At 57.5% G+C, this 18912-nt stretch carries 24 protein-coding genes; 17 read left to right on the top strand and 7 right to left on the bottom strand.

Annotation, left to right across the window (positions count from 1 at the left end):
* Nucleotides 1-14: 14 nt before the first annotated feature.
* The 7 genes from rpsK to HIJ39_RS06430 all read left to right on the top strand — a co-directional run bounded on the left by rpsK (nucleotide 15) and on the right by HIJ39_RS06430 (nucleotide 4844).
* Nucleotides 15-407 carry a 30S ribosomal protein S11 gene (gene rpsK / locus HIJ39_RS06460; protein ID WP_169097895.1) on the top strand — a complete coding sequence of 131 codons (393 nt, stop codon included), beginning with the start codon at nucleotides 15-17 and terminating at the stop codon, nucleotides 405-407.
* 27 nt (nucleotides 408-434) lie between these two features.
* Nucleotides 435-1067, top strand: coding sequence for a 30S ribosomal protein S4 (gene rpsD, locus HIJ39_RS06455; RefSeq protein ID WP_169097893.1), 633 nt, complete (start codon nucleotides 435-437; stop codon nucleotides 1065-1067).
* A gap of 49 nt (nucleotides 1068-1116) precedes the next feature.
* Nucleotides 1117-2064, top strand: a complete 948-nt coding sequence (locus HIJ39_RS06450) for a DNA-directed RNA polymerase subunit alpha (RefSeq protein ID WP_169097891.1) — start codon at nucleotides 1117-1119, stop codon at nucleotides 2062-2064.
* Between the two features lie 29 nt (nucleotides 2065-2093).
* Nucleotides 2094-2438 carry a 50S ribosomal protein L17 gene (gene rplQ / locus HIJ39_RS06445; RefSeq protein ID WP_169097889.1) on the top strand — a complete coding sequence of 115 codons (345 nt, stop codon included), beginning with the start codon at nucleotides 2094-2096 and terminating at the stop codon, nucleotides 2436-2438.
* Between the two features lie 77 nt (nucleotides 2439-2515).
* Entirely contained in the window at nucleotides 2516-3265 is a 750-nt protein-coding gene (locus tag HIJ39_RS06440; protein WP_243239394.1) for a tRNA pseudouridine synthase A, read from the top strand.
* 13 nt (nucleotides 3266-3278) lie between these two features.
* Nucleotides 3279-4190, top strand: coding sequence for a proline dehydrogenase family protein (locus tag HIJ39_RS06435; RefSeq protein WP_169097885.1), 912 nt, complete (start codon nucleotides 3279-3281; stop codon nucleotides 4188-4190).
* A 216-nt stretch (nucleotides 4191-4406) separates the two neighbouring features.
* Complete coding sequence (locus HIJ39_RS06430) at nucleotides 4407-4844, top strand: MarR family winged helix-turn-helix transcriptional regulator (RefSeq protein ID WP_169097883.1); 438 nt, start codon at nucleotides 4407-4409, stop codon at nucleotides 4842-4844.
* Nucleotides 4845-4944: 100 nt separating this feature from the next.
* Here HIJ39_RS06430 and HIJ39_RS06425 read toward each other — a convergent pair whose 3' ends face one another.
* Complete coding sequence (locus HIJ39_RS06425) at nucleotides 4945-6141, bottom strand: ABC transporter permease (RefSeq protein WP_169097881.1); 1197 nt, start codon at nucleotides 6139-6141, stop codon at nucleotides 4945-4947.
* Complete coding sequence (locus HIJ39_RS06420; protein WP_169097879.1) at nucleotides 6141-6941, bottom strand: ABC transporter ATP-binding protein; 801 nt, start codon at nucleotides 6939-6941, stop codon at nucleotides 6141-6143. Before HIJ39_RS06420 ends, HIJ39_RS06425 begins: the two co-directional genes overlap by 1 nt.
* A gap of 147 nt (nucleotides 6942-7088) precedes the next feature.
* On the opposite strand from HIJ39_RS06420, the gene HIJ39_RS06415 reads away from it, so the two are divergent.
* The gene (locus HIJ39_RS06415; RefSeq protein WP_169097877.1) at nucleotides 7089-7952 is read left to right on the top strand and encodes a complex I NDUFA9 subunit family protein; all 864 of its coding nucleotides are present in this window, start codon (nucleotides 7089-7091) and stop codon (nucleotides 7950-7952) included.
* Here the strand turns inward: HIJ39_RS06415 and HIJ39_RS06410 are convergent.
* Nucleotides 7935-8783, bottom strand: coding sequence for a class I SAM-dependent methyltransferase (locus HIJ39_RS06410; protein WP_169097875.1), 849 nt, complete (start codon nucleotides 8781-8783; stop codon nucleotides 7935-7937). The two genes, HIJ39_RS06415 and HIJ39_RS06410, sit on opposite strands and share 18 nt — an antisense overlap.
* A 139-nt stretch (nucleotides 8784-8922) precedes the next feature.
* Here HIJ39_RS06410 and HIJ39_RS06405 point away from each other — a divergent pair, with 139 nt between their 5' ends.
* The 3 genes from HIJ39_RS06405 to rpsI all read left to right on the top strand — a co-directional run bounded on the left by HIJ39_RS06405 (nucleotide 8923) and on the right by rpsI (nucleotide 10288).
* On the top strand, nucleotides 8923-9342 hold the full coding sequence (locus HIJ39_RS06405) for a hypothetical protein (protein ID WP_169097873.1): 420 nt from the start codon (nucleotides 8923-8925) through the stop codon (nucleotides 9340-9342).
* 119 nt (nucleotides 9343-9461) lie between these two features.
* Entirely contained in the window at nucleotides 9462-9896 is a 435-nt protein-coding gene (gene rplM / locus HIJ39_RS06400; protein WP_169097871.1) for a 50S ribosomal protein L13, read from the top strand.
* Complete coding sequence (gene rpsI / locus HIJ39_RS06395) at nucleotides 9896-10288, top strand: 30S ribosomal protein S9 (protein WP_169097869.1); 393 nt, start codon at nucleotides 9896-9898, stop codon at nucleotides 10286-10288. Before rplM ends, rpsI begins: the two co-directional genes overlap by 1 nt.
* Before the next feature lie 44 nt (nucleotides 10289-10332).
* Here rpsI and HIJ39_RS06390 read toward each other — a convergent pair whose 3' ends face one another.
* Nucleotides 10333-11529, bottom strand: coding sequence for a helix-turn-helix domain-containing protein (locus tag HIJ39_RS06390; RefSeq protein ID WP_169097867.1), 1197 nt, complete (start codon nucleotides 11527-11529; stop codon nucleotides 10333-10335).
* Nucleotides 11530-11607: 78 nt separating this feature from the next.
* On the opposite strand from HIJ39_RS06390, the gene HIJ39_RS06385 reads away from it, so the two are divergent.
* The 6 genes from HIJ39_RS06385 (at nucleotide 11608) to HIJ39_RS06360 (ending at nucleotide 16562) form a co-directional block, all read left to right on the top strand.
* Entirely contained in the window at nucleotides 11608-12792 is a 1185-nt protein-coding gene (locus tag HIJ39_RS06385) for a tRNA nucleotidyltransferase/poly(A) polymerase family protein (RefSeq protein WP_169097865.1), read from the top strand.
* 53 nt (nucleotides 12793-12845) lie between these two features.
* Nucleotides 12846-13598, top strand: a complete 753-nt coding sequence (locus HIJ39_RS06380; protein ID WP_243239392.1) for an N-acetylmuramoyl-L-alanine amidase family protein — start codon at nucleotides 12846-12848, stop codon at nucleotides 13596-13598.
* Between the two features lie 53 nt (nucleotides 13599-13651).
* Nucleotides 13652-14551 carry an arginase gene (rocF, locus tag HIJ39_RS06375; RefSeq protein ID WP_169097863.1) on the top strand — a complete coding sequence of 300 codons (900 nt, stop codon included), beginning with the start codon at nucleotides 13652-13654 and terminating at the stop codon, nucleotides 14549-14551.
* A 15-nt stretch (nucleotides 14552-14566) separates the two neighbouring features.
* Nucleotides 14567-15685 carry a M20 metallopeptidase family protein gene (locus tag HIJ39_RS06370; RefSeq protein WP_169097861.1) on the top strand — a complete coding sequence of 373 codons (1119 nt, stop codon included), beginning with the start codon at nucleotides 14567-14569 and terminating at the stop codon, nucleotides 15683-15685.
* Nucleotides 15686-15765: 80 nt separating this feature from the next.
* Nucleotides 15766-16227 carry a Fur family transcriptional regulator gene (locus tag HIJ39_RS06365; RefSeq protein WP_169097860.1) on the top strand — a complete coding sequence of 154 codons (462 nt, stop codon included), beginning with the start codon at nucleotides 15766-15768 and terminating at the stop codon, nucleotides 16225-16227.
* Nucleotides 16228-16328: 101 nt separating this feature from the next.
* Entirely contained in the window at nucleotides 16329-16562 is a 234-nt protein-coding gene (locus HIJ39_RS06360; RefSeq protein ID WP_243239391.1) for an arsenate reductase family protein, read from the top strand.
* On the opposite strand, the gene HIJ39_RS06355 is transcribed toward HIJ39_RS06360, so the two are convergent.
* Genes HIJ39_RS06355 through HIJ39_RS06345 form a run of 3 tightly spaced genes read right to left on the bottom strand, consistent with a single transcriptional unit; the run spans nucleotide 16515 to nucleotide 18831 of the window.
* Nucleotides 16515-17747, bottom strand: coding sequence for a molybdopterin molybdotransferase MoeA (locus tag HIJ39_RS06355; protein WP_169097858.1), 1233 nt, complete (start codon nucleotides 17745-17747; stop codon nucleotides 16515-16517). The genes HIJ39_RS06360 and HIJ39_RS06355 overlap by 48 nt on opposite strands.
* Nucleotides 17744-18256: a molybdopterin-guanine dinucleotide biosynthesis protein B gene (locus HIJ39_RS06350; protein WP_169097857.1), complete on the bottom strand. Its 513-nt coding sequence runs from the start codon at nucleotides 18254-18256 to the stop codon at nucleotides 17744-17746. Before HIJ39_RS06350 ends, HIJ39_RS06355 begins: the two co-directional genes overlap by 4 nt.
* Nucleotides 18253-18831 (bottom strand): molybdenum cofactor guanylyltransferase, encoded by a 579-nt coding sequence (locus HIJ39_RS06345; RefSeq protein WP_338055102.1) that lies wholly within the window; start codon nucleotides 18829-18831, stop codon nucleotides 18253-18255. Before HIJ39_RS06345 ends, HIJ39_RS06350 begins: the two co-directional genes overlap by 4 nt.
* Nucleotides 18832-18912: the final 81 nt, after the last annotated feature.

The following is an 18912-nucleotide window of genomic DNA, read 5'->3' as shown; positions in this document are numbered from 1 at the left end:
GGGTTTCTGGCCATATGCCAACGCGTCGAAACACACGGACCAAGCGCCGTGACCGTCGTCACGTCGATCGAGGAGTTGCCCATATTCGTTCGACCTTTAATAATACCATCGTGACCATTACCGATCCCCAAGGCAATGCCTTGTCGTGGGCGTCGGCTGGCGGCTCTGGTTTTAAGGGCAGTCGTAAGAGTACCCCATTTGCTGCTCAGTTAGCCGCGGAAACGGCTGCCAAGGGAGCCATGGAGTACGGTGTTCGAGAAGTGGAAGTGTTGGTCAAGGGACCGGGATCCGGTCGCGAGGCTGCCATTCGTTCGTTGCAGGCTGCGGGCTTAGAGGTTAGCATGATTAAAGATGTAACCCCGATTCCGCACAACGGGTGTCGTCCGCCCAAGCGGCGTCGAGTCTAACAAACAGAAAGGAAGGAGGCGCAACACATGGCACGTTATACAGGACCCGTTTGCAAGCTCTGCCGACGGGAGGGGACCAAGCTATACCTGAAGGGTGAGAAGTGCTTTACCGACAAGTGTCCAGTAAACCGCCGGCCGTATCCGCCGGGTCAGCATGGACAGGGCAACACGCGCCGTAAACTTTCTGAGTACGGGGTACAGTTGCGTGAAAAGCAAAAGGCACGCCGGACCTACGGGGTCATGGAGGGCCAATTTGCCCGGTACTTCGAGAAAGCGGAAAAGAAGCAAGGCGTCACCGGCGAAGTGTTGCTGCAGGCGTTGGAGCGGCGGCTGGACAATGTCGTTTATCGCATGGGGCTTGCGTCCTCGCGGGCCGAAGCGCGCCAACTAGTTCGGCACAATCACTTTCAGGTTAACGGTCGTCGGGTGAATATCCCGTCGTTCGCCGTCAAGCCCGGAGACGTCATCGAAGTCCGTGAAAGCAGTCGGCAAAAGCCCCGGTTCAAGCAGATGGCCGAAGTTACCTCGCGGCTGATTCCTGCTTGGCTGGAAGTGAACTCGGAGGCCTTGCGTGGCACCGTACTGCGATTGCCCAACCGCGACGAAATTGACGCACCGGTGCAAGAGCAGCTCATCGTTGAGTGGTACTCGCGAGTCTAGTTCAGGGGATTTGGAAAGGGGGCAAAGCCTGCCTATGCGGGCTGGTGGAATGACCGAAATCGAGAAACCGGAAATTCGACGGGTTGACGAAGGCAATGAGCCCAATTATGGGCAGTTTGTGGTGGAGCCTCTCGATCGGGGCTATGGCATCACCCTTGGCAATTCGCTTAGGAGAATTCTTCTAAGCTCACTTCCCGGGACGGCTGTGACATCCGTTCGGATCGAGGGCGTTCTTCATGAATTTTCGGTCATTCCGGGCGTCCTTGAAGACACGGCGGATATCATCCTCAACCTGAAGCGGCTCGCCCTCAAGTCTTGGTCTGACGAGCCGAAAATGGTTCGGATCGACAAGGAAGGGCCCGCGGAAGTGACCGCAGCCGATATCCTCGCTGATGCGGATGTGGATATTTTGGATCCCTCGCAACACATTGCCTATGTAGACGAGGGAGCCAAGCTGTCGATGGAAATGACCATTGAGCGTGGGCGCGGTTATGTGCCTGCGGATAAGAATAAGCGGTCGGAACAGGCTATTGGAGCTATTCCCGTCGACTCCATTTTTAGCCCCGTGGTGAAGGCGAACTGGTGTGTGGAAGACACGCGTGTGGGCAACATCACGGACTACGACCGACTGACGCTGGAAGTGTGGACGGATGGATCGCTCACCCCTGAGGAGGCTGTCTCCATGGGGAGCAAGATTTTGTCGGACCACTTAAGGCTATTTGTCAACCTCACGGATGGCGTGCCAGGCGTGGAGATCGGCGTGGAACGCGAGGAAGATAAGCGCGATCGCTTGTTGGAGATGCCTATCGAAGAATTGGACCTGTCGGTGCGCTCCTTTAATTGTTTGAAGCGGGCCGGCATTAACACCGTCGGAGAGCTTACCGCCAAGACGGATGAAGACATGATGAAGGTGCGTAACCTTGGCAAGAAGTCCTTGGAAGAAGTAAAGGAGAAGCTGGCAAGTTTGGGCTTGTCCTTGAGACCCTCCGAGGAGTAAGACATTATTCGCACAAAGGAGACAGAACGATGCCTGGACATCATCGCAAACTAGGCCGGAACGGTGGACATCGCCGGGCTATGATGCGAAATCTGGTGACATCGCTCTTGCGCGAAGAGCGGATTCAAACCACCGTCACGCGCGCCCGGGAAGTGAACCGGGTGGCAGAGCACATGATCACTCTCGGCAAACGCGGGGATCTGGCGGCCCGCCGGCAGGCGCTGGCCTACATTTGGGACGAGGACGTGGTAACCAAGCTGTTCACCACGTTGGGCCCGCGTTATCAGGACCGTACCGGCGGGTACACCCGAATTATGCGCACGGGTTTTCGCCAGGGCGATGCCGCCCCTATGGCGATTCTTGAATTGGTGTAAAGATGGCGAGCGAGGACACGGCACCACGGTTCATTCCGGGTGCCGTGCTTTCATGTTCGGAGCCACGCGAGCTAGGGATGATTGTTCGCTACGACGGAACTGATTATCATGGATTTCAGAAGCAGCCAGACGGGTGCTCCACGGTGCAAGCGGTTCTAGACCAAACACTCGCGGGCGTGCTCGGGCCAGGCCGGTCGATCGGCGCCAGCCGCACGGATGCGGGTGTCCATGCTGCGGGACAAGTGGTGGTATGGCGGGGGACGGTGGCGATGCCGCTGGAAAAAGTCCCTGTGGTGCTGAATCGACGGCTGCCGCCGGATATTCAAATACGCGCGGCATTTTGGGTTCCTAAGGGATGGGACCCGCGGCGGGCGGCTTCATGGAAGCAGTACAGCTATCGTTTGTGGCGCGCGCCGACCCCTCCGCCCTTGTCTCTCTATCGACGCGCACTCTGGCGGCCTGACGCATTATCGTGGACACGACTGAACCAGGCTGCCGCACTTTTCTTAGGCCGCCATGACTTTCAGGCATTTCGTACGGAGGGTTCCAGCGCCGAGACCACCGTCCGAACTCTCTTGGTGAGTCGTTGGGTTATGGAAGAAGCGGGTTTGGTATGGCGCTATCAGGTACTAGGGAATGGGTTTTTGTACCGCATGGTACGGCACTTGGTGGGGGCGATGCTGGAGGCAGCCGAGCCCGGGGGCGACATGGACCGCATTCGGCATGGTTTGGCATTTCCGGCGGATAAGGTGGGGGCTCTGGCGCCTCCGAGGGGACTCACATTGGAAGACATTCAGTTTCGGGAACCGGCATCGGGCAAAGGCTAAGGGGGAAAATGGGATGTTTCGGGAAGTCGTGCTGGGACTTGGGGGAAACCCCGTGGTGGAAGGCATGGTCAAGCGTTATGGCATGCAGTTGGGTGCGGCGCGTTTTGTCGCGGGAAGCACCTTGCCGGAAGCGATCGAGCGCATCCGCGAAATCAATGGCCGGGGTGTGATGGTCACGCTTGACCATTTGGGCGAGTCGGTACGGTCGGAAGCGGAGGCCATGGACGCCAAGAATAGCTATTTGGCTATGTTGGACGGCATCCATCAATCGGGCGTGAACGCTAATGTGTCATTGAAGCTGACGATGATGGGATTAGCGTTGAATGAAGATTTAGCCCAGCGAAACTTGGACGAGATTGTGACGCGGGCCGAGGAGACGGGAAACTTCGTCCGCATTGACATGGAGGACTCGCCCTATACGGACGTCACATTGAGGCTTTATGATGAGGCTTATCAAGCGCACCCAGGTCATGTCGGCGTGGTGCTTCAGGCCTATCTCTATCGCACCATGGATGATTTACGACGGCTGTCCAACCCGCCGCGGAACTTCCGGATTGTCAAGGGTGCCTATATGGAACCGGTTTCCGTGGCCTTTCCCAGCAAGGCCGATGTTGACGAAAATTATCTTCAGTTGGTTCAGGAGTCGCTCAAGCTGGGAAATTATACGGCCATTGGCACTCATGATGAGCAATTGATAGGACGCATTTTAAAGTTTCTTCACGAAGAAAATATTGAGCGGGATCGTTTTGAGTTCCAAATGCTCTACGGCGTGAAGTTCTCCTTGCTGGAGAGTTTAGCCCGTGAGGGATACCGGACACGTGTCTATGTTCCATATGGTGAAGACTGGTACGCCTATTATGTTCGGCGAATCGCGGAACGCCCGGCCAATCTTCTCTTTTTTGCCCGAGCCCTGGTGGATCGCTAAACAAGGGGTTTGGGGAAATTATTTCGTTGAAGTACTGTTTACCTTTCGAGTATATGGTAAAATAAACCTTATTAAGCATATTGTGGCAGGGCCCAAGCAAGAATTTTCGGGAACCCTGTCGCATGTTGATTGATATGATGGATACTGGAGACGGGTGGGGAATTCCGTCGACGGGCGGGGACTACATCCCGAGACAATGCTGTTGGAGGCGAACGCATGGCCGACCGTGACGAGGTAATTGATCGTTTAGATGCTATCTTTACGCGCATTTCTCGTTTGTCCCGCCGCCGCATGCCGGACGATACCTTAACCTTTGGGCAATTTGCGGTGTTGCGCATGCTGTTTAACCAGGGGCCAATGGCGATGGGCGCGATTGCGGAGAGTCTTGGAATCTCGCTAGCCGGGGCAACGGGCATCATTGACCGCCTGGTTAATCAGGGGGTGGTGGAACGGACCCGTTCGCGCGAGGATCGCCGGGTAGTTTGGGTCGACTTGAGTGGCGAAGGCAAGGACCGCATGTTGCGGCTGCAGCGGGAGCGACATCAGCAAATGAAGGAGTTGCTCAATCCTCTGGGGCCTGCGGAGATTGAAACCTTGGTTCAGCTTTTAGAACGGGTAGCAGAAGGGGCCGAAGAGGCCTCCGCGAATTCCTGAGCCGATGTTGCCGGCGCAGGAACCCTGCGCCGGATTCCTGCACCTCCTGTTACAGGAGGTCTTTTCTTTTCTCCCGCGACAATCAGGCGTTCCGACGTCTCTAGGATGCATCAGCCCCAGCTTGCCGCGGGGGCTTGCCCCGGCCAAAATGCCGCGATCGCGTCAGGCGGCCAGACTTGAACCGCAGCAGATGGCGGTGAAAGAGGCGGCCTGCAAAACCCAGCAATAGCCACCAGAATACGATTTGCCAAAGGGCATCAATTGCCACTTGCCACCAGGGCATGCCGCCCAACTGCAGCAAGGCAAATCCCAAAAATGGGGCCAAAAAGGGGACAAATGCACCAATGTGCAGCAGGCTAGCCCATATTCCGCTGGGGTGGGCTGAGGCGAGCATCGATCCGAGATAGCCTACCATGGCGACAAGACTAATGGGCATGACGGCCTGATTAAGGTCGGCCGAGCGCTGTGCACGGGCTGCAAGAGCCGTGAAGGCGGTGCTGAACTCAAGATAGCCAAGCGATGTCCATAGTAAAAAGAGGCCGACCAACCCGGGCGTGATCCCAAAGGCTTGTCCTTGGTGTTTGATTGCCAGGGCAACAAAGCCGGCGAGAGCCCAAAGAGCCAACTGAACGAACGCGAGGGCGGCAAAGCCAAGAATTTTTCCGACCATGAGCGGGCGTGGCGTTATCCAGGCCATCAGCATTTCCGCGTGGCGGCTCTCCTTTTCTTCTGCTACCGACATGCCAATGAAGACCCCGTAGGTCATAACCAAAATCATCATGACAATGTTGAGGGCGTATATCGCCGAGGAATGCACAAGCGCTTTGATCCCCGGAGCCAGTGGGACGAGTTTGACGCTAGTCGTGGCCGCCGCACGCTGAATCTGGGCGGCCACAGCGGCGGGAATGCCTTGATCCAGTCCTTTTTGATCAAGCGCGGAAATCATGGCCGCGACTGTCCCGTTCGGATCGCCGTAAAACACCAGACGGTCGTTGACCCTTTCGAAAAAGCCGGTTAAATTGTGCTGAGTCACTTGATTGGCCGCTTTGCGATAGCTGGGGAATGCCTGGACGTTGAGATGCACGCCCGGCGGCTTGACAGCCACCAGCACCGAGCGGGGCACGCCTACACTACCAACCGTTTGGGTGGGATGGATTCCGCTGGTAATGAGGCCAGGCAAAACCACCAAGGCTACCATGACAACCATCCCTATTACGGTTGTGACCCAATATCCGGCGCGACGTGCACGTTCTTCCCATTCACGGCGGAAGACCGCGGCGACTTGAAATGCTGTCATTAGGTGTGCTCCACTAGCTTTCGAAATACCGTCTCGAGGCCGCTTTCAGGAGATACCGCGAGGAGGGTGGCGCCATCTCGGGTAATCTCGGCGATCCGGTCGGAAAGCCTTTCCGTTTTGACCGTTTCTTGACGCTCAAGGTTCTCGTGGCGAATCCTCAACCGGTACTGGTCGGGGCTTTCAGAGGGAACATATTCTGTGAAGCGGCGACTTGCCAGAATATAAGTTCGGTCCGCGAGCAACGCCAAATCGTCAAGGCGGTGGGTAGACAGTAATACGGTGACTCCTTCGGTGCGCAGCTCCTTCAGCACCTCCAGCAAAAGCTCCTGGTTCAGCGCATCAAGGCCTGAAAAGGGCTCATCCCACAGCATCAGATCGGGTCTAGGAACCAAGGTGGCCGCCAATTGAACTTTTTGTTGGTTGCCCTTGGATAAGGTCTCGATGCGGACCCAGCCGTAGCTCCCCAGCCGAAACCGTTCGATGAGTTCACGGGTGCGCTCCCCGGCCGCCCGTGCCGCCATGCCGTTGAGCCGACCGACAAAGGTGAGATATTGGTTGGGGGTCATGCGGCGATATAGACCGCGTTCCTCCGGCAGATATCCCAGCCGTCGGTATTGACGGGTTATCTGCCCTTGGCTGGGTTCTAGAATGCCGGCAATGAGGCGCATCGTGGTGGTCTTTCCGGTGCCGTTGAGGCCTAGCAATCCGACGACTTCAGCGGCCTCAAGGGTGAAATCGGCGCCGTCTAGAATTGGCCGACCTCCGTATTGAAAACCGACGTTGGAGAAATGGACCAGCATGCGCCACCTCGAGCCATTGATACCGCTACTGTAATCGAGGATTTGACCGTGATCAACAATTAAGCTCGTGATCGACTGTACTGAACGGCACATTCCGGAGTGCGATGTGCTCTCGACCTCGGTACAATAAATCCAGGAGGTGACGAAATGAAGGTCGTGGTAACGGGCGCCAGCGGGTATTTGGGATCCCAGGTGGTGGCGGCGTTGGTGGAGGCAGGTTATGAGGTGGCTGCCATCGCTCGGCATCGCGATCCGGCAGCATCCCCCGCTGTCCGATGGTATCTTGGGGACATGCGGCAGATGGACTTGTCAGAGCCTCTTCAGGGGGCTAATGCTGTGGTGCACCTCATCGGGATTATCCGCGAAAATCCTCAGGAAGGCGTCACATTTGACGCAATCCATGTGGGAGTCACGGAGCGGTTGGTGCATGCCATGCAAACCCACCAGGTCTCTCGTGTGGTGCACATGTCGGCGCTGGGGACGCGTGCGGGAGCACGGGCCCAATATCATCGGACCAAGTGGCAGGCCGAACAACGGCTGCTTGCGTCCGGGTTGGATGTGACGATTTTACGGCCATCCCTCATCTTCGGTGGCCAGCCGCCGTTCTTCCTCATGTTGCGTGATTTAGCCCGCCTGCCCCGAACGCCCGTGCCAGGCGACGGCCACACCTTGTTTCAGCCGGTTGCCCGAACCGACGTTGCCCAGATGGTGCGGTCAGCATTGGATGATGAGACGACGATTGGCCTTACCTTGGAACTCGGCGGGCCTGACCGTTACAGTTTGAATGAACTCTTTGACCATATGGCTCGTGGACTAGGAAAGCGTCGAGCCCATAAGGTGCATCTCCCGTTGGGCCTGGTGGGTGCGGTGGCCCAGTTGAGTCGCTATCTGCCCGTGCCCATCACTCCTGACCAACTGGCAATGCTGACGGAAGGCAACGTCACCGACGACCGACGCTGGCACCAATGGGTCAGCCATCCCGAGGGGATGGCATCATGGTACCCGGAATAGCACCCGTACCGTCGTCGAGGCAACAAAGCTGAAGTGCGGGAAGCTGGCTCGATACTGGGCCTTGGCTTCCATCCAGCCGGCTTCATCAATCAAGCCTTCCTGGATGAGAGCGGGAAGCGTGCGTTCGATGCGGTCAATGTCAAATTGAACCGTCAGATCTTGGCCATCCAAGTCACCGGCATAGACCGCCGGATTAAGGGAGACAGACTCCAGCTTCAGGCCGGATTGCACGCCCGCCTGGGCTAATTTTCTGCCGACATAGCGATCCCCGACGGGGCCCGCCTGATGGGATTGAAAGGCGCGTACGGCAGCCTGCCAAGCAGCGGGGGGCTCAGGATACTCAATGACAAATCCATCATCCGTGTCCTCAATCGCCAACAGACCGCCAGAATGAACGTGAGTTTGGGCTTTCTGGAAAAAGGCGGCAAGATCCGGAACGTGCTGGGCCACAAATCGTGCCACCGCCAAATCGCCTTGGCGCTGACCTTCGTCTTTTAACAAGTCATGGCGCCGAAAGCGGACGCGCCCTTCTTGATTCAAGACCCGATTGAGACTTTGCGCCATATCGAGGGCATTACTGTCAATGTCCAGCCCCAGCACCTGTACCCCTTTCAAAGCGGCAATCTCCTGCGCCATGATTCCTGGGCCGCAGCCCAAGTCCACGACCAGACCGCCTGCGTTCATGGGCAAGCTGTGAATCCATTGGCGGCGCGCCGTGGAGGTGGCCAAGGTTTGCAACAACAGCCATTGATAGTCGGGAGAGGCGGTGGGCCAGCTCTTGGCGAGCCATTGATCCAACCAATTGAGTGATGAGTCTAAGAGGTTCTCCATATACTGTCATCATACCGCCTTCCGTGAAAGGAGGCGAGTTTTTGGGGACGCTTTTTCACAGAAATGGACAGAATTATGTAAAATATAGAGGGGGAGGGAGAACCAAAAGACCAAATTGCCGCTAAGAAGGAGGCAGCGTATGCGTAGCCAACTGATGACTTATTACTTGAGGAAGTTCGTCAACAGTGTGGTCGAATCCACGCTCGAAAGCCCGAGTCTAGCGGAACTGGTTCGCCACCATCTTTGGGTCGACTGGACTCGCCAGCATCATCCTCCCTATCTGGCGCTGTATAAAGTCTATGATGCGCGCGAATCCTATTTGGAATTGTCAGTCACGGACGCCCGGGGATATGAGGACGCCGTGTATGAGCGCGGGCTTGCGCTCTTAAAGATTGGCGTCAACGGGGCCTTGGTCTCGCCGGAAGACGAACAGTATGCCGAGAAAACCTTTGACGGGCGCCCGTTCCGCACCTGCCCGCGCTGCCAAACCCCTTTTGCCCGTTGGCTGGACTTTTATGGCCACATCAAGACCAGCCATTGGGGTAGTGAAGCAATTTAGGGACCTGGGACCGCCGGATTCTATCCTTTTCTTGACACGCCTACCTCAAACCGCTAGAATGTTTATGTTTGGTTGTCGGAAGAGCGCCGACACGTTATTTTGGGAGGGGAATTTCACGCATGTCCACGTATATGGCTCGTCCTGCTGAGGTGACACGCAAGTGGTACGTGATTGACGCGGCGGGATTGCCTTTGGGCCGGGTAGCCACGGCGGCGGCCATGCTTCTGCGTGGAAAACACAAGCCGATATATACTCCGCATATTGATACCGGTGATTATGTTGTCATCGTGAATGCGGATAAAGCCGTGTTGACCGGTCGGAAGCTTGACCAAAAGATTTATTTCCGTCATTCGGGGTATGAGGGCGGTTTGAAGCGCACAGTCTATCGCCAACTGATGGCTAAGAAGCCGGAATTTGCGGTAGAGAAGGCTGTGCGGGGTATGTTGCCGCACAACCGCTTGGGCCGCGCGATGTTCAAAAAGCTCAAAGTGTACCGTGGATCTGAGCACCCGCATTCAGCCCAACAGCCTGACGTATGGGAGGTTAAAGGCTAATGGCAATAGCACAGTTCTGGGGTACAGGCCGCCGCAAGAATGCGGTTGCCCGGGTTCGGTTGGTTCCCGGAACCGGCCGCATTGTGGTTAATGGCCGCGATTTCGACCAGTACTTTCCTGTTTTGACGTTGCGCACCGCCATCTTGAGTCCGCTCAAGACGGCCGACGTCGAGGGACGTTTTGATGTGTTGGTCCGTGTCGAGGGCGGCGGAATGACGGGACAGGCAGGTGCCGTACGCCACGGGATTGCCCGCGCGTTGTTGGGCGTTGACCCCAACTTCCGGGTGCCGTTAAAGCAACACGGATTTCTGACCCGCGACCCGCGTGTTAAGGAGCGTCGCAAGTACGGTCTGAAGAAAGCCCGTAAGGCGCCGCAGTTCTCGAAGCGTTAATTCACTAGCAGAGAAAGCCCCCCAGCGGGCTTTTTTTGTTGAGCTTATGGGATTTCGACGGGATCGCTCGAATCCAACGTGCTTTTCAGGGTGCGGATCTGTTCTGGGTCGTTGTCGTTCAGAACCTGCAAAACGTAATCGCGTAAAATGCCGGCATTCTGAGGGTCTAGCGCGATGGCCGCCTTTAATGCCTGCAGACGGTCTTCGGGTCGCGACTGCAGGCGGGATAACGCCCAATAGGCTTTGGCCTTCACGTCTGGGGCAAGCGACTCTCGGATCGCGTGTTCGGCCCATAGACGGGCCGTCTCAGGGGAGCAGTCTTCCATCAACGCTAATTCGACCCCAAGTGTGAGCCCATCCGAGTCGACCGGGACTTGGCGGAGCAGCGTTTCGGCCGTAGCTGTCAGTCCCAGATGAAGACTGGCTTGGACCGCCTCTTTGGCAATGCGGGCCCGGACCGGACCATCGGGAAGCGATTGAAACGACTGCCAGGATCGAGCCCAGTAGCCTTCCCCTTCTTCCCGGTTGACTAGCGCGGCTAATTTAAAGGCAATTTCGATGGCTTGGGGAGAATCTTCTGAGGCCTGGGCCTCCGCTTCACGATACAAAGCGAGGGCTGCCTTGGGCTCGCCGTGGCGCCGGCAAAAGTCTCCGAAGGCGGCAAGAACTTGGGCCCGGGCTCCGCTTTTCGGTTTGAGACGCTGGACAGCATTGATGCTGTCAATGTACCAGCGGAGGGCCTCATTAAAGTATCCTTTCTGGTCTTCCACGTCAGCAAGCGCGGACGCCGAAAGAGCACGGTCGACGGGCGAATCCTCTAAGGCAGACGATGCGAGAGCGCGTCGAAGGTGGTTTTCCGCCTCCGCCAAATTGTTGCGGCTCAGCTCCAGTCGGCCCATCGTCGCCTGAATCTTGGCCAAAATATCATCGCGCCCCGTCCGCTCGGCAAGGTATTGGGCTTCCTTGAGGCCGGTGGCGGCTTCGTCGAGGCGCTGACTCATCCATAACGCCTCGGAAGCCCGTAGGAGGACATCGATGGTGCGCAAGTCGTCATCGTTGTCGAGGAAATAGCCGAGGGGCTTTCCCAAACGCCGGGCGATGATTTCCAGCGCGTTCTTGGACGGCCGGATACGCCCCAACTCCACTTGGCTGACATAACTTTTAGTTAGTTCCGGTCCTGCCAGTTGTTCCTGAGTTAAGCCGATCTTCTTACGCAAGTCGCGGATTTTTGTCCCGACCACGACTACCCCTCCTTGGATAAAATGTATCATAAGTAAAGTGGAATTTGGACTCGGGAAGAGCTTCGGGAGGCCTCTTTTATGCCATTCTGGGCTGTTGAGCAACAGATTTTCGAGATGCCGATGGCAGGCGTTGTTCGGGACGCCATCGCCCGTATTCGCGCCCAAGGCGGGCAGGCTTGGATTGTCGGCGGCGCGATCCGGGACTGGGTATGGAATCCACGGGGGTTTAATCCAGACCATGTCGAGTGGGATTTGGCTACCGATTTAGCCGTGTCAACTTTAGCCCAGTTAAAGATGCAAACCCACCCAGGAGAAGCATTCGGGACATTTTGGCTGGCACCTCGGGTGGAAGTCACCCATCTGCGCCGGGACAGGGACTATACCGATCGCCGGCGACCGCAAAGCGTGGAATCCATTGATTCCCTGGTTGAGGATTTAACGCGGCGCGATTTGACCGTCAATGCGGTTGCCTACGACGGGCATCGGGTCACGGCTGTGGACGGGGCGCTTGACGACTTGGCTACGCATACGCTGCGTGCGGTAGGTGATGCCAACGCCCGCTTTCAAGAAGATCCGCTGCGTATTTTACGTCTCTGGCGTTTCGCTGCCGTCACCGGGGCCGGTATTCACCCCAGCACCGAGGAGGCAGCGCGCGCTTTAGTGGATTTAACCCAGGGCCTGAGCCGTGAACGGCGGCTGGCGGAGTTTTTGCGGTTTTTAAAGAGTCCCGTGGAGCGATGGCCTCTGTGGTCGGAGGCCGGTCTAGACGTTGCTCTGGAGTGGCCCACAATGCCACAGGAGATGGTTCGGGTTCCGCTACGGGTGCCGGATCATCCCGTGGCACGCATTGCCGTTTATAGCGTTTGTCGCGGGCTCGGCCTGCAGCATTTGACCCAGTGGGCGGACCGATGGCCGCTTCCTCGCGAATGGCGTCGTGCGCTGATGTTGGCGGGGCGAACTGCGCCCGATCTTCAATCGTGGGTAGAAGCGGCGCGGAATCCGCGTGGGCGGGAACGTTGGATTTTCCGACACTTAGCATGGGCTTTTGGGGCTCCGTCGCTGGACATCGAGCCGCTTGAGCTTGCAATCGGCGCTCACGACCTCAAAGAGCGCTGGTCGCTGACAGGTACCCAGGTCGGTAAGCTGTTGGAAGGGCTCGCTGTACACGTGGCAAAGAACCCGAAAGACAACAACCCGGAGACCCTCTGGGCCCTTGCGGAAACGTGGGCGTCATCGCGGGAGATTCCGGAGTCCGAGGTCTGAATGGAAAAGCCTCCGAATACCCCTTAACAAGGGACATGTTAAGGAGGATCCGCATGGGGGCAAAGGGTGCATGGCGGAGCCGTGTCTTGGGTGTGGGCGCCGCTTTGGTAATGACCGGGTCCTTTGTGTTGACCGGACGAGCTGCGTCCGCGCCGCCAGAGCCAGCGAACCGGATCTTGCCGCCGCTGGTGGGCGATTTGTTGGAGGGCCGTACCGTCATCATCGATCCCGGCCACGGCGGATATGATCCCGGGGCGTTGGGTCGGAGAACCCAAGAAGCGGCCATTAATCTCGCCATTGGCTTGCAGCTTCGCAAGTGGTTTCAAATGGCGGGGGCGCGGGTGTTGATGACGTGGTCCAAACCCAGCGAAATCCCCCCGAACAAAAAGTATCGGGTCCAGGATCGACTTACCTGGATTAATCAACAAAACGGCGATGTATTGATTGATATTCATTGCAACTCAGGGTCTACGGTGTGGCGCAATCCCCAGACCTTTTATTGGGACGGCGCGGCCAGTTACCATCTGGCGAGCGACGTGCAGGAGGAATTGCGCTATTTTACCAAAAGTCGCCGCGGGGTCAAGCGTATCAATCAGTATGTGCTGCGCCACGCGCGGATGCCTGCCATCAATGTGGAGGTAGGCTACGTCACAAACCCCGTGGAAGAAAAGCTGTTGACCACCCCGCAATATCAGAAGGAACTGACCTGGGCCATTTTTATCGGCACCGAGCGTTGGCTGGTGAAGGGTCGATGGCCGGCTGAACTGTTGGAGGCTCCCCCGCCGGTGGACCTCCTGAAGCGTTAGAGAAGGACGGGGCGCTCGGGTTATAATGGTGTCAGTATAGAAAGGAGCGCGTTATGACACCAAAGACCATCAGCATTATCGGCGTCCCCTTGGACTACGGTGCCGACCGGCGTGGGGTGGACATGGGCCCCAGCGCTATCCGCTATGCGGGATTGCATGAAAAGTTGCGGCAGGCTGGTCATCAGGTCAACGACCTCGGCAACTTGGCGGTGCCCGTGCCTGAGAGCCGCGTGCCCAAAAATCCCCGTTTGAAGTATTTGGACGAAATCGTCAAGGTGAACCGAGTTCTTGCCCGAACCGTGGAAAAAGTGGTCAATGAGGGTCAATTTCCCGTGGTGTTGGGGGGCGACCACTCCATTGCCATGGGGACGATTGCCGGGCTGTTGCGCGCTCGACCCAAGATCGGATTGTTGTGGTTCGATGCCCATGGCGACTTTAACACCGAAAATTCTTCCCCGTCCGGCAATATTCATGGGATGCCAGTCGCGGTTGCCGCGGGGCGGAGCCAAACCGACCTCGCCATTCCGTTCAAGGGCCACTTCTTGGATGAAGCCAAAATTGTTTACGTGGGCGTGCGCACACTTGACTCCGACGAGGCCGCTACGCTCCGGGCTAGTCAGGCCACCGTGTTTTCCATGCACGAGGTGGATCGCTATGGCATGCGCGAGGTCATGGCCCGGGCTATGGACATCGTTAGCCAAGGCACGGACGGGGTGCATCTCAGTTTTGACATCGATGCGCTTGATCCTCTTTATGCACCGGGTTCGGGCACACCGTACAGTGGGGGACTGACCGATCGTGAGGCGCATCTGGCGTTGGAATTGCTGGCCGAAGCCGACATCCTTACGTCGTTGGAAATGGTCGAGGTCAACCCCATCTTGGATGAGCATAACCGTACCGGAGAGTTGGCCGCGAACCTCATTGCCTCGGCACTGGGGCACCGCATCATTTAGAGGGGGGGTACCGCGATGAGTTGGGACGAGAATGTGGTTCGTTATCGCCGAGATTTGCACCGCATCCCGGAACTAGGGTTCCAAGAACATAAGACCCAAGCCTATCTCATGGAGAGGTTGACGCGATTGGGGCTAGAACCGAAGCCGATGGGCTCGACCGGCCTCATCGCCGATATTGTTGGCCGTGGCCCGGGTCCCGCAATTGCCATCCGAGCGGACATGGACGGGCTACCTCTGCCGGAAGAGACAGAACTTTCTTTTTCTAGTGAACACCCCGGCGTCATGCATGCCTGCGGGCATGACGGCCACATGGCGATTGTGTTGGCCTTGGCTGAACGTCTGGTCGAGGAGCGTCGTTTTGACGGGACCGTGAGGATTTTATTTCAGCCGGCTGAAGAGTTGCCCCCGGGCGGGGCGCTTCCGATGATTGAAGGAGGGGCACTAGAGGGCATTGATGAGATCTACGGGTTGCATCTTTGGGCCAGCGCCCCGGTGGGGACGGTTGAGTTGAGAAGCGGACCGATGATGGCCAATGCCGATCTGTTCACGATTCGCGTCAAGGGACTAGGCGGGCATGGATCCGCGCCTCAGCAAACCAAGGATGCGGTGTTGATTGCGTCTCAAATCGTGGTGAATTTGCAGACCATTGTGTCCCGACGGGTAAGGCCGTTTGAACCCGTAGTGGTCACCTGCGGAACGATTCAGGGAGGGCATACCTTCAACATTATTGCTGAGAGCGCTCAAGTGACGGGCACAGTGAGGACCTTCTCGCGGAGTGTTCAAGAGCAGGTGATCGCGGAGATTAGACGCATGGCCGAACGCACGGCCGCCCTATATGACGCATCGGCAGAAGTCGAGTACGTCAAAGGCTATCCAGCGGTGATAAACCACGAACGGCAGGCCGGCGCCTGGGCGGAGAAGCTACGCGGGGTGGTCGAGGTGATTGAACCGGAGCCGGACATGGGCGGCGAAGACTTTGCCTATTATCTTCAGCACCGTCCGGGCGCCTTTCTCTTCGTCGGGGCTGGACAAGATCAAGGCGAATCGCCTCCCCATCATTCTCCGCATTTTCTCATTAACGAGCGCGCATTGCCGATTGGTGCAGAAGTTTTGTATCGGGCAATTCATGCGTAATTGGGCGGCCTCTTCGGAGGCCGCTCATTGTTTGTCCCCATCGAGGATGGTAAACTGGGCCTACCAAAAGGTGGGTGAACATGGCGCAATTATCCTCCGTGTACCGGCGGTTGGAAGAAGGCCGCCGGCGCCTGACGCCGCAACGCGAACGGATTATTAAGATTTTCTTAGAACGTCCCGGTCAGCATTTGTCAGCGGAAGAGGTTCATCAATTGGTGAAACGGGATTTCCGCGACATTGGCATGGCGACCGTCTATCGGGCCCTTGAACTATTTACACAGCTTGAGATTTTGCAGCGAATTCATTTCAACGACGGTCGCGCCCGATATGAAATCAATCGGCATACGACCAACGTGCATCGCCATCATCACCTGGTGTGCCTGCGGTGCGGGCGGGTTGAGGAGTTTCAAGAGGATTTGCTCGACGACATGGAGGATCGCCTGGCCCGCGAGCGCGGGTTCCAGGTGGTGGACCATGAATTAAAATTTTACGGAACCTGCCAACAATGCAATCGCAAGCAAGGGGGGCGCGTGTTGTCGTGACATTTTATGGATATAAGCGCTGAACGACATCCAATCGAGCGCAAGCGTGGCTTGCGCAACAACGTGGAATCGATGAATTCCGCGATTTGATTGGGGAGCCGTTGTCGACCGACGAAATTCGATTCTTGGCGGAATTGGCTGGTGGTGTGGAGCTACTGCTGTCAAAAAAGAGCCCTAAGTACAAAGAGTATCGAGATCGGGCGGCAAGTCCTGAAGACTGGATCGCCTTTATGGCAGAAGAGCCTCGCCTAATCAAGCGCCCGATTCTCGTGGAAGGCGGCCAAATTTTAATCGGTTTCGACCAAGACGCTTGGACGGCTGCGGTGAAACGGTAGTACCAGGGCCTCTAGTTCGGTCTCGGCTGGCAAGGCTGGGCTTTCGTGCGGGACGATGACCAGCCCGTCGGCGTCCCGAAAGGAGCGAATGGCATCCGAGGACTGGTTGTCTATCAAATCGAACCAAAGCCCCTCGGGATCACGACGAAAATGGGCTTTCAAGTACCGAGTCTCGCGTGTTGGCTTGGAATAAGGGCGGGCCAACCTTCCCCGCACCCGCCTTTCAGGCCAGGACCATCCGGCGATTTGGGCCGTAATTGGGGCTACCAGGAGATACCATTCCGTCAACATGGCGCCCGGATTGCCGCTGAGTCCCAGCCAAATTGTTCCGTCATGCACCAGAGCGGCGGCGGCGGCTTTTCCAGGGTGCATGTCCACCCGCCAAAAGAGCCGTTGGTAGCGATCCTCCATTAGTGTGGGAATGTAGTCATGGGCGCCCACCGATACGCCGCCCGTCGTGATAATGAGGTCGGAGGCGGGTGCCACCTTTTCCAAGGCCGCAATCAAGCGCCGCTTTTGATCAGGCACATGGAGACGACGAACGCGACAGCCGAAGGTTTCCGCATATAACGCGGCTAACAGCGCTCCGTTCGCGTCATAAATTTGCCCGGGCTTTAAGGGTCGAACAGTAGTCGATGCCACCTCGTCGCCGGTGGAGAGGACCGTGACGCGAGGGGGCAGCACGGTCGGTACCCGGTCGATGCCCAGGGCGGCCAATTGGCCCACGTCCAACGGGCCAAGCCGTGTACCCGCAGGAATAACGGGATCGCCAAGACGGTATTCGTGGCCTCTGACCATGATGTTGCGTCCGGGGCGCACCTGATTTAACACGGCGATGACGGGACCTTCGGTAACCCGTTCTTGCTCCAACACCGTGTCCGCCCCTTCGGGAATCGGTGCGCCGGTCATGATGCGGAGCGCCTCCCCGGGCATCAACGGCTTGGTCCAGACTGCCCCCGCGTAGAGCGTTCCCACGACTTGAAAGGTGCCGGGGGTATTTGCCGAACGAAAGGCGTAGCCATCCATGGCGGCCCGTGAAAAGGGCGGCCAATCGGAGGGTGCCTGTATGTCGTCCGCCAGTACCCGTCCCAAAGCTTCGTTGAGGGGGGTGTCTGTCCTGCGAAGCGCTGTCGAGATCCGGGCTAACAACAGGGCCCGCGCTTCGTCCACGCTGATGTAGCTCATGAGTTCCCCTCCTGACTAAGTTCGTAACTGTATTCACGCCAACGATGGCTGATTCGCTCGGCCAGCATGTTGACCGATTCCGCCTCCAACGGGAGCGGCATGGGAATCCAGGGAAGATGTGCCCCTCGCGGTTTGTCCGGTCCAATAACCAGAGCCAGTTGCATAGTGGGCGGTGGTGCATTACCCAGCCAGATTTTCGGATAGGGTGCCCACTTATCGCCCTCGATGAGCACGAGTTCCATCGTGCCGGCTTCCCGGGCAAGGCGTGTATAGAGAGCGGCGCGTTCTTCGGGGCCCAGCACCCGGCGCTCCACGATGCCGGTCGGAGTGACAAACCAGGTTCCGACTCCGTGGCGTTGAAACCGCGTGGTATCCCGCTCTGGCTCATCAGGGGGGAGCGGGTGGTGACTCCATTTCACCACCAAGGTCCCGGGCAGGCGAACCAGCAGGGCTTCGATGAGTCGTGTTTTGCCTACGCCTGATGGTCCCGCAAAATGAAGAACCCTCATTGTTTCCACCCCAGGAGAAAATCGTTGAGGTCCTTGGGGGTGTTGACATTGACGAGCCAATCAGGATCGACGGCCACCGTATGCGAACTCAGTCGAGCCACCACCTCCATGAGCCGTGGTACCCGATTCAGCGCCAAGGCCTGGGCGATGACCGGAAGAGCCCGGCGATGCCAAATCGCCGCGAGCGGTTGAGCAACAGATTGGGCAACGGGGTACACAAGGTCCGCGTCCGGGTGCTCCTGCCAGGCCCGCCACAACTGGCGAAAAAGTTCTGGCGGAACCTTAGGCAAGTCCACAGCTAATACGGCCAATGCTTCTTTTTCCGTGCGCGCCAATCCCTCTCGAAGACCGGCCAACGGCCCTTTTTGAGGCACGCGGTCAGGCACGTGACAAGGATTAGCCGTCTCAGCGCCATACGGACGGGAAACCCACACCGTGCCCGCCACGGTCTTCTCGAGGACGCGGGCGGCATTCTCTAAAAGTGTGGTGTTGTTGGGAAGGCATAGTTTTTCTTTTGGCTGCTGCATTCGCCGTGACATGCCTCCCGCCAAGACCAGACCGTCGATGGGTAGCACAAAGCCGCCTCCTCGATGTATGCTTCTAGACTCAATGGTACACTAATTAGAGGCTCGATGATGTGACTACCGAGGTGAAGC

Source organism: Sulfobacillus harzensis (assembly GCF_012933365.1).
GTDB lineage: Bacteria > Bacillota > Sulfobacillia > Sulfobacillales > Sulfobacillaceae > Sulfobacillus_B > Sulfobacillus_B harzensis.
This window is presented reverse-complemented; position numbering and strand designations above follow the sequence as displayed.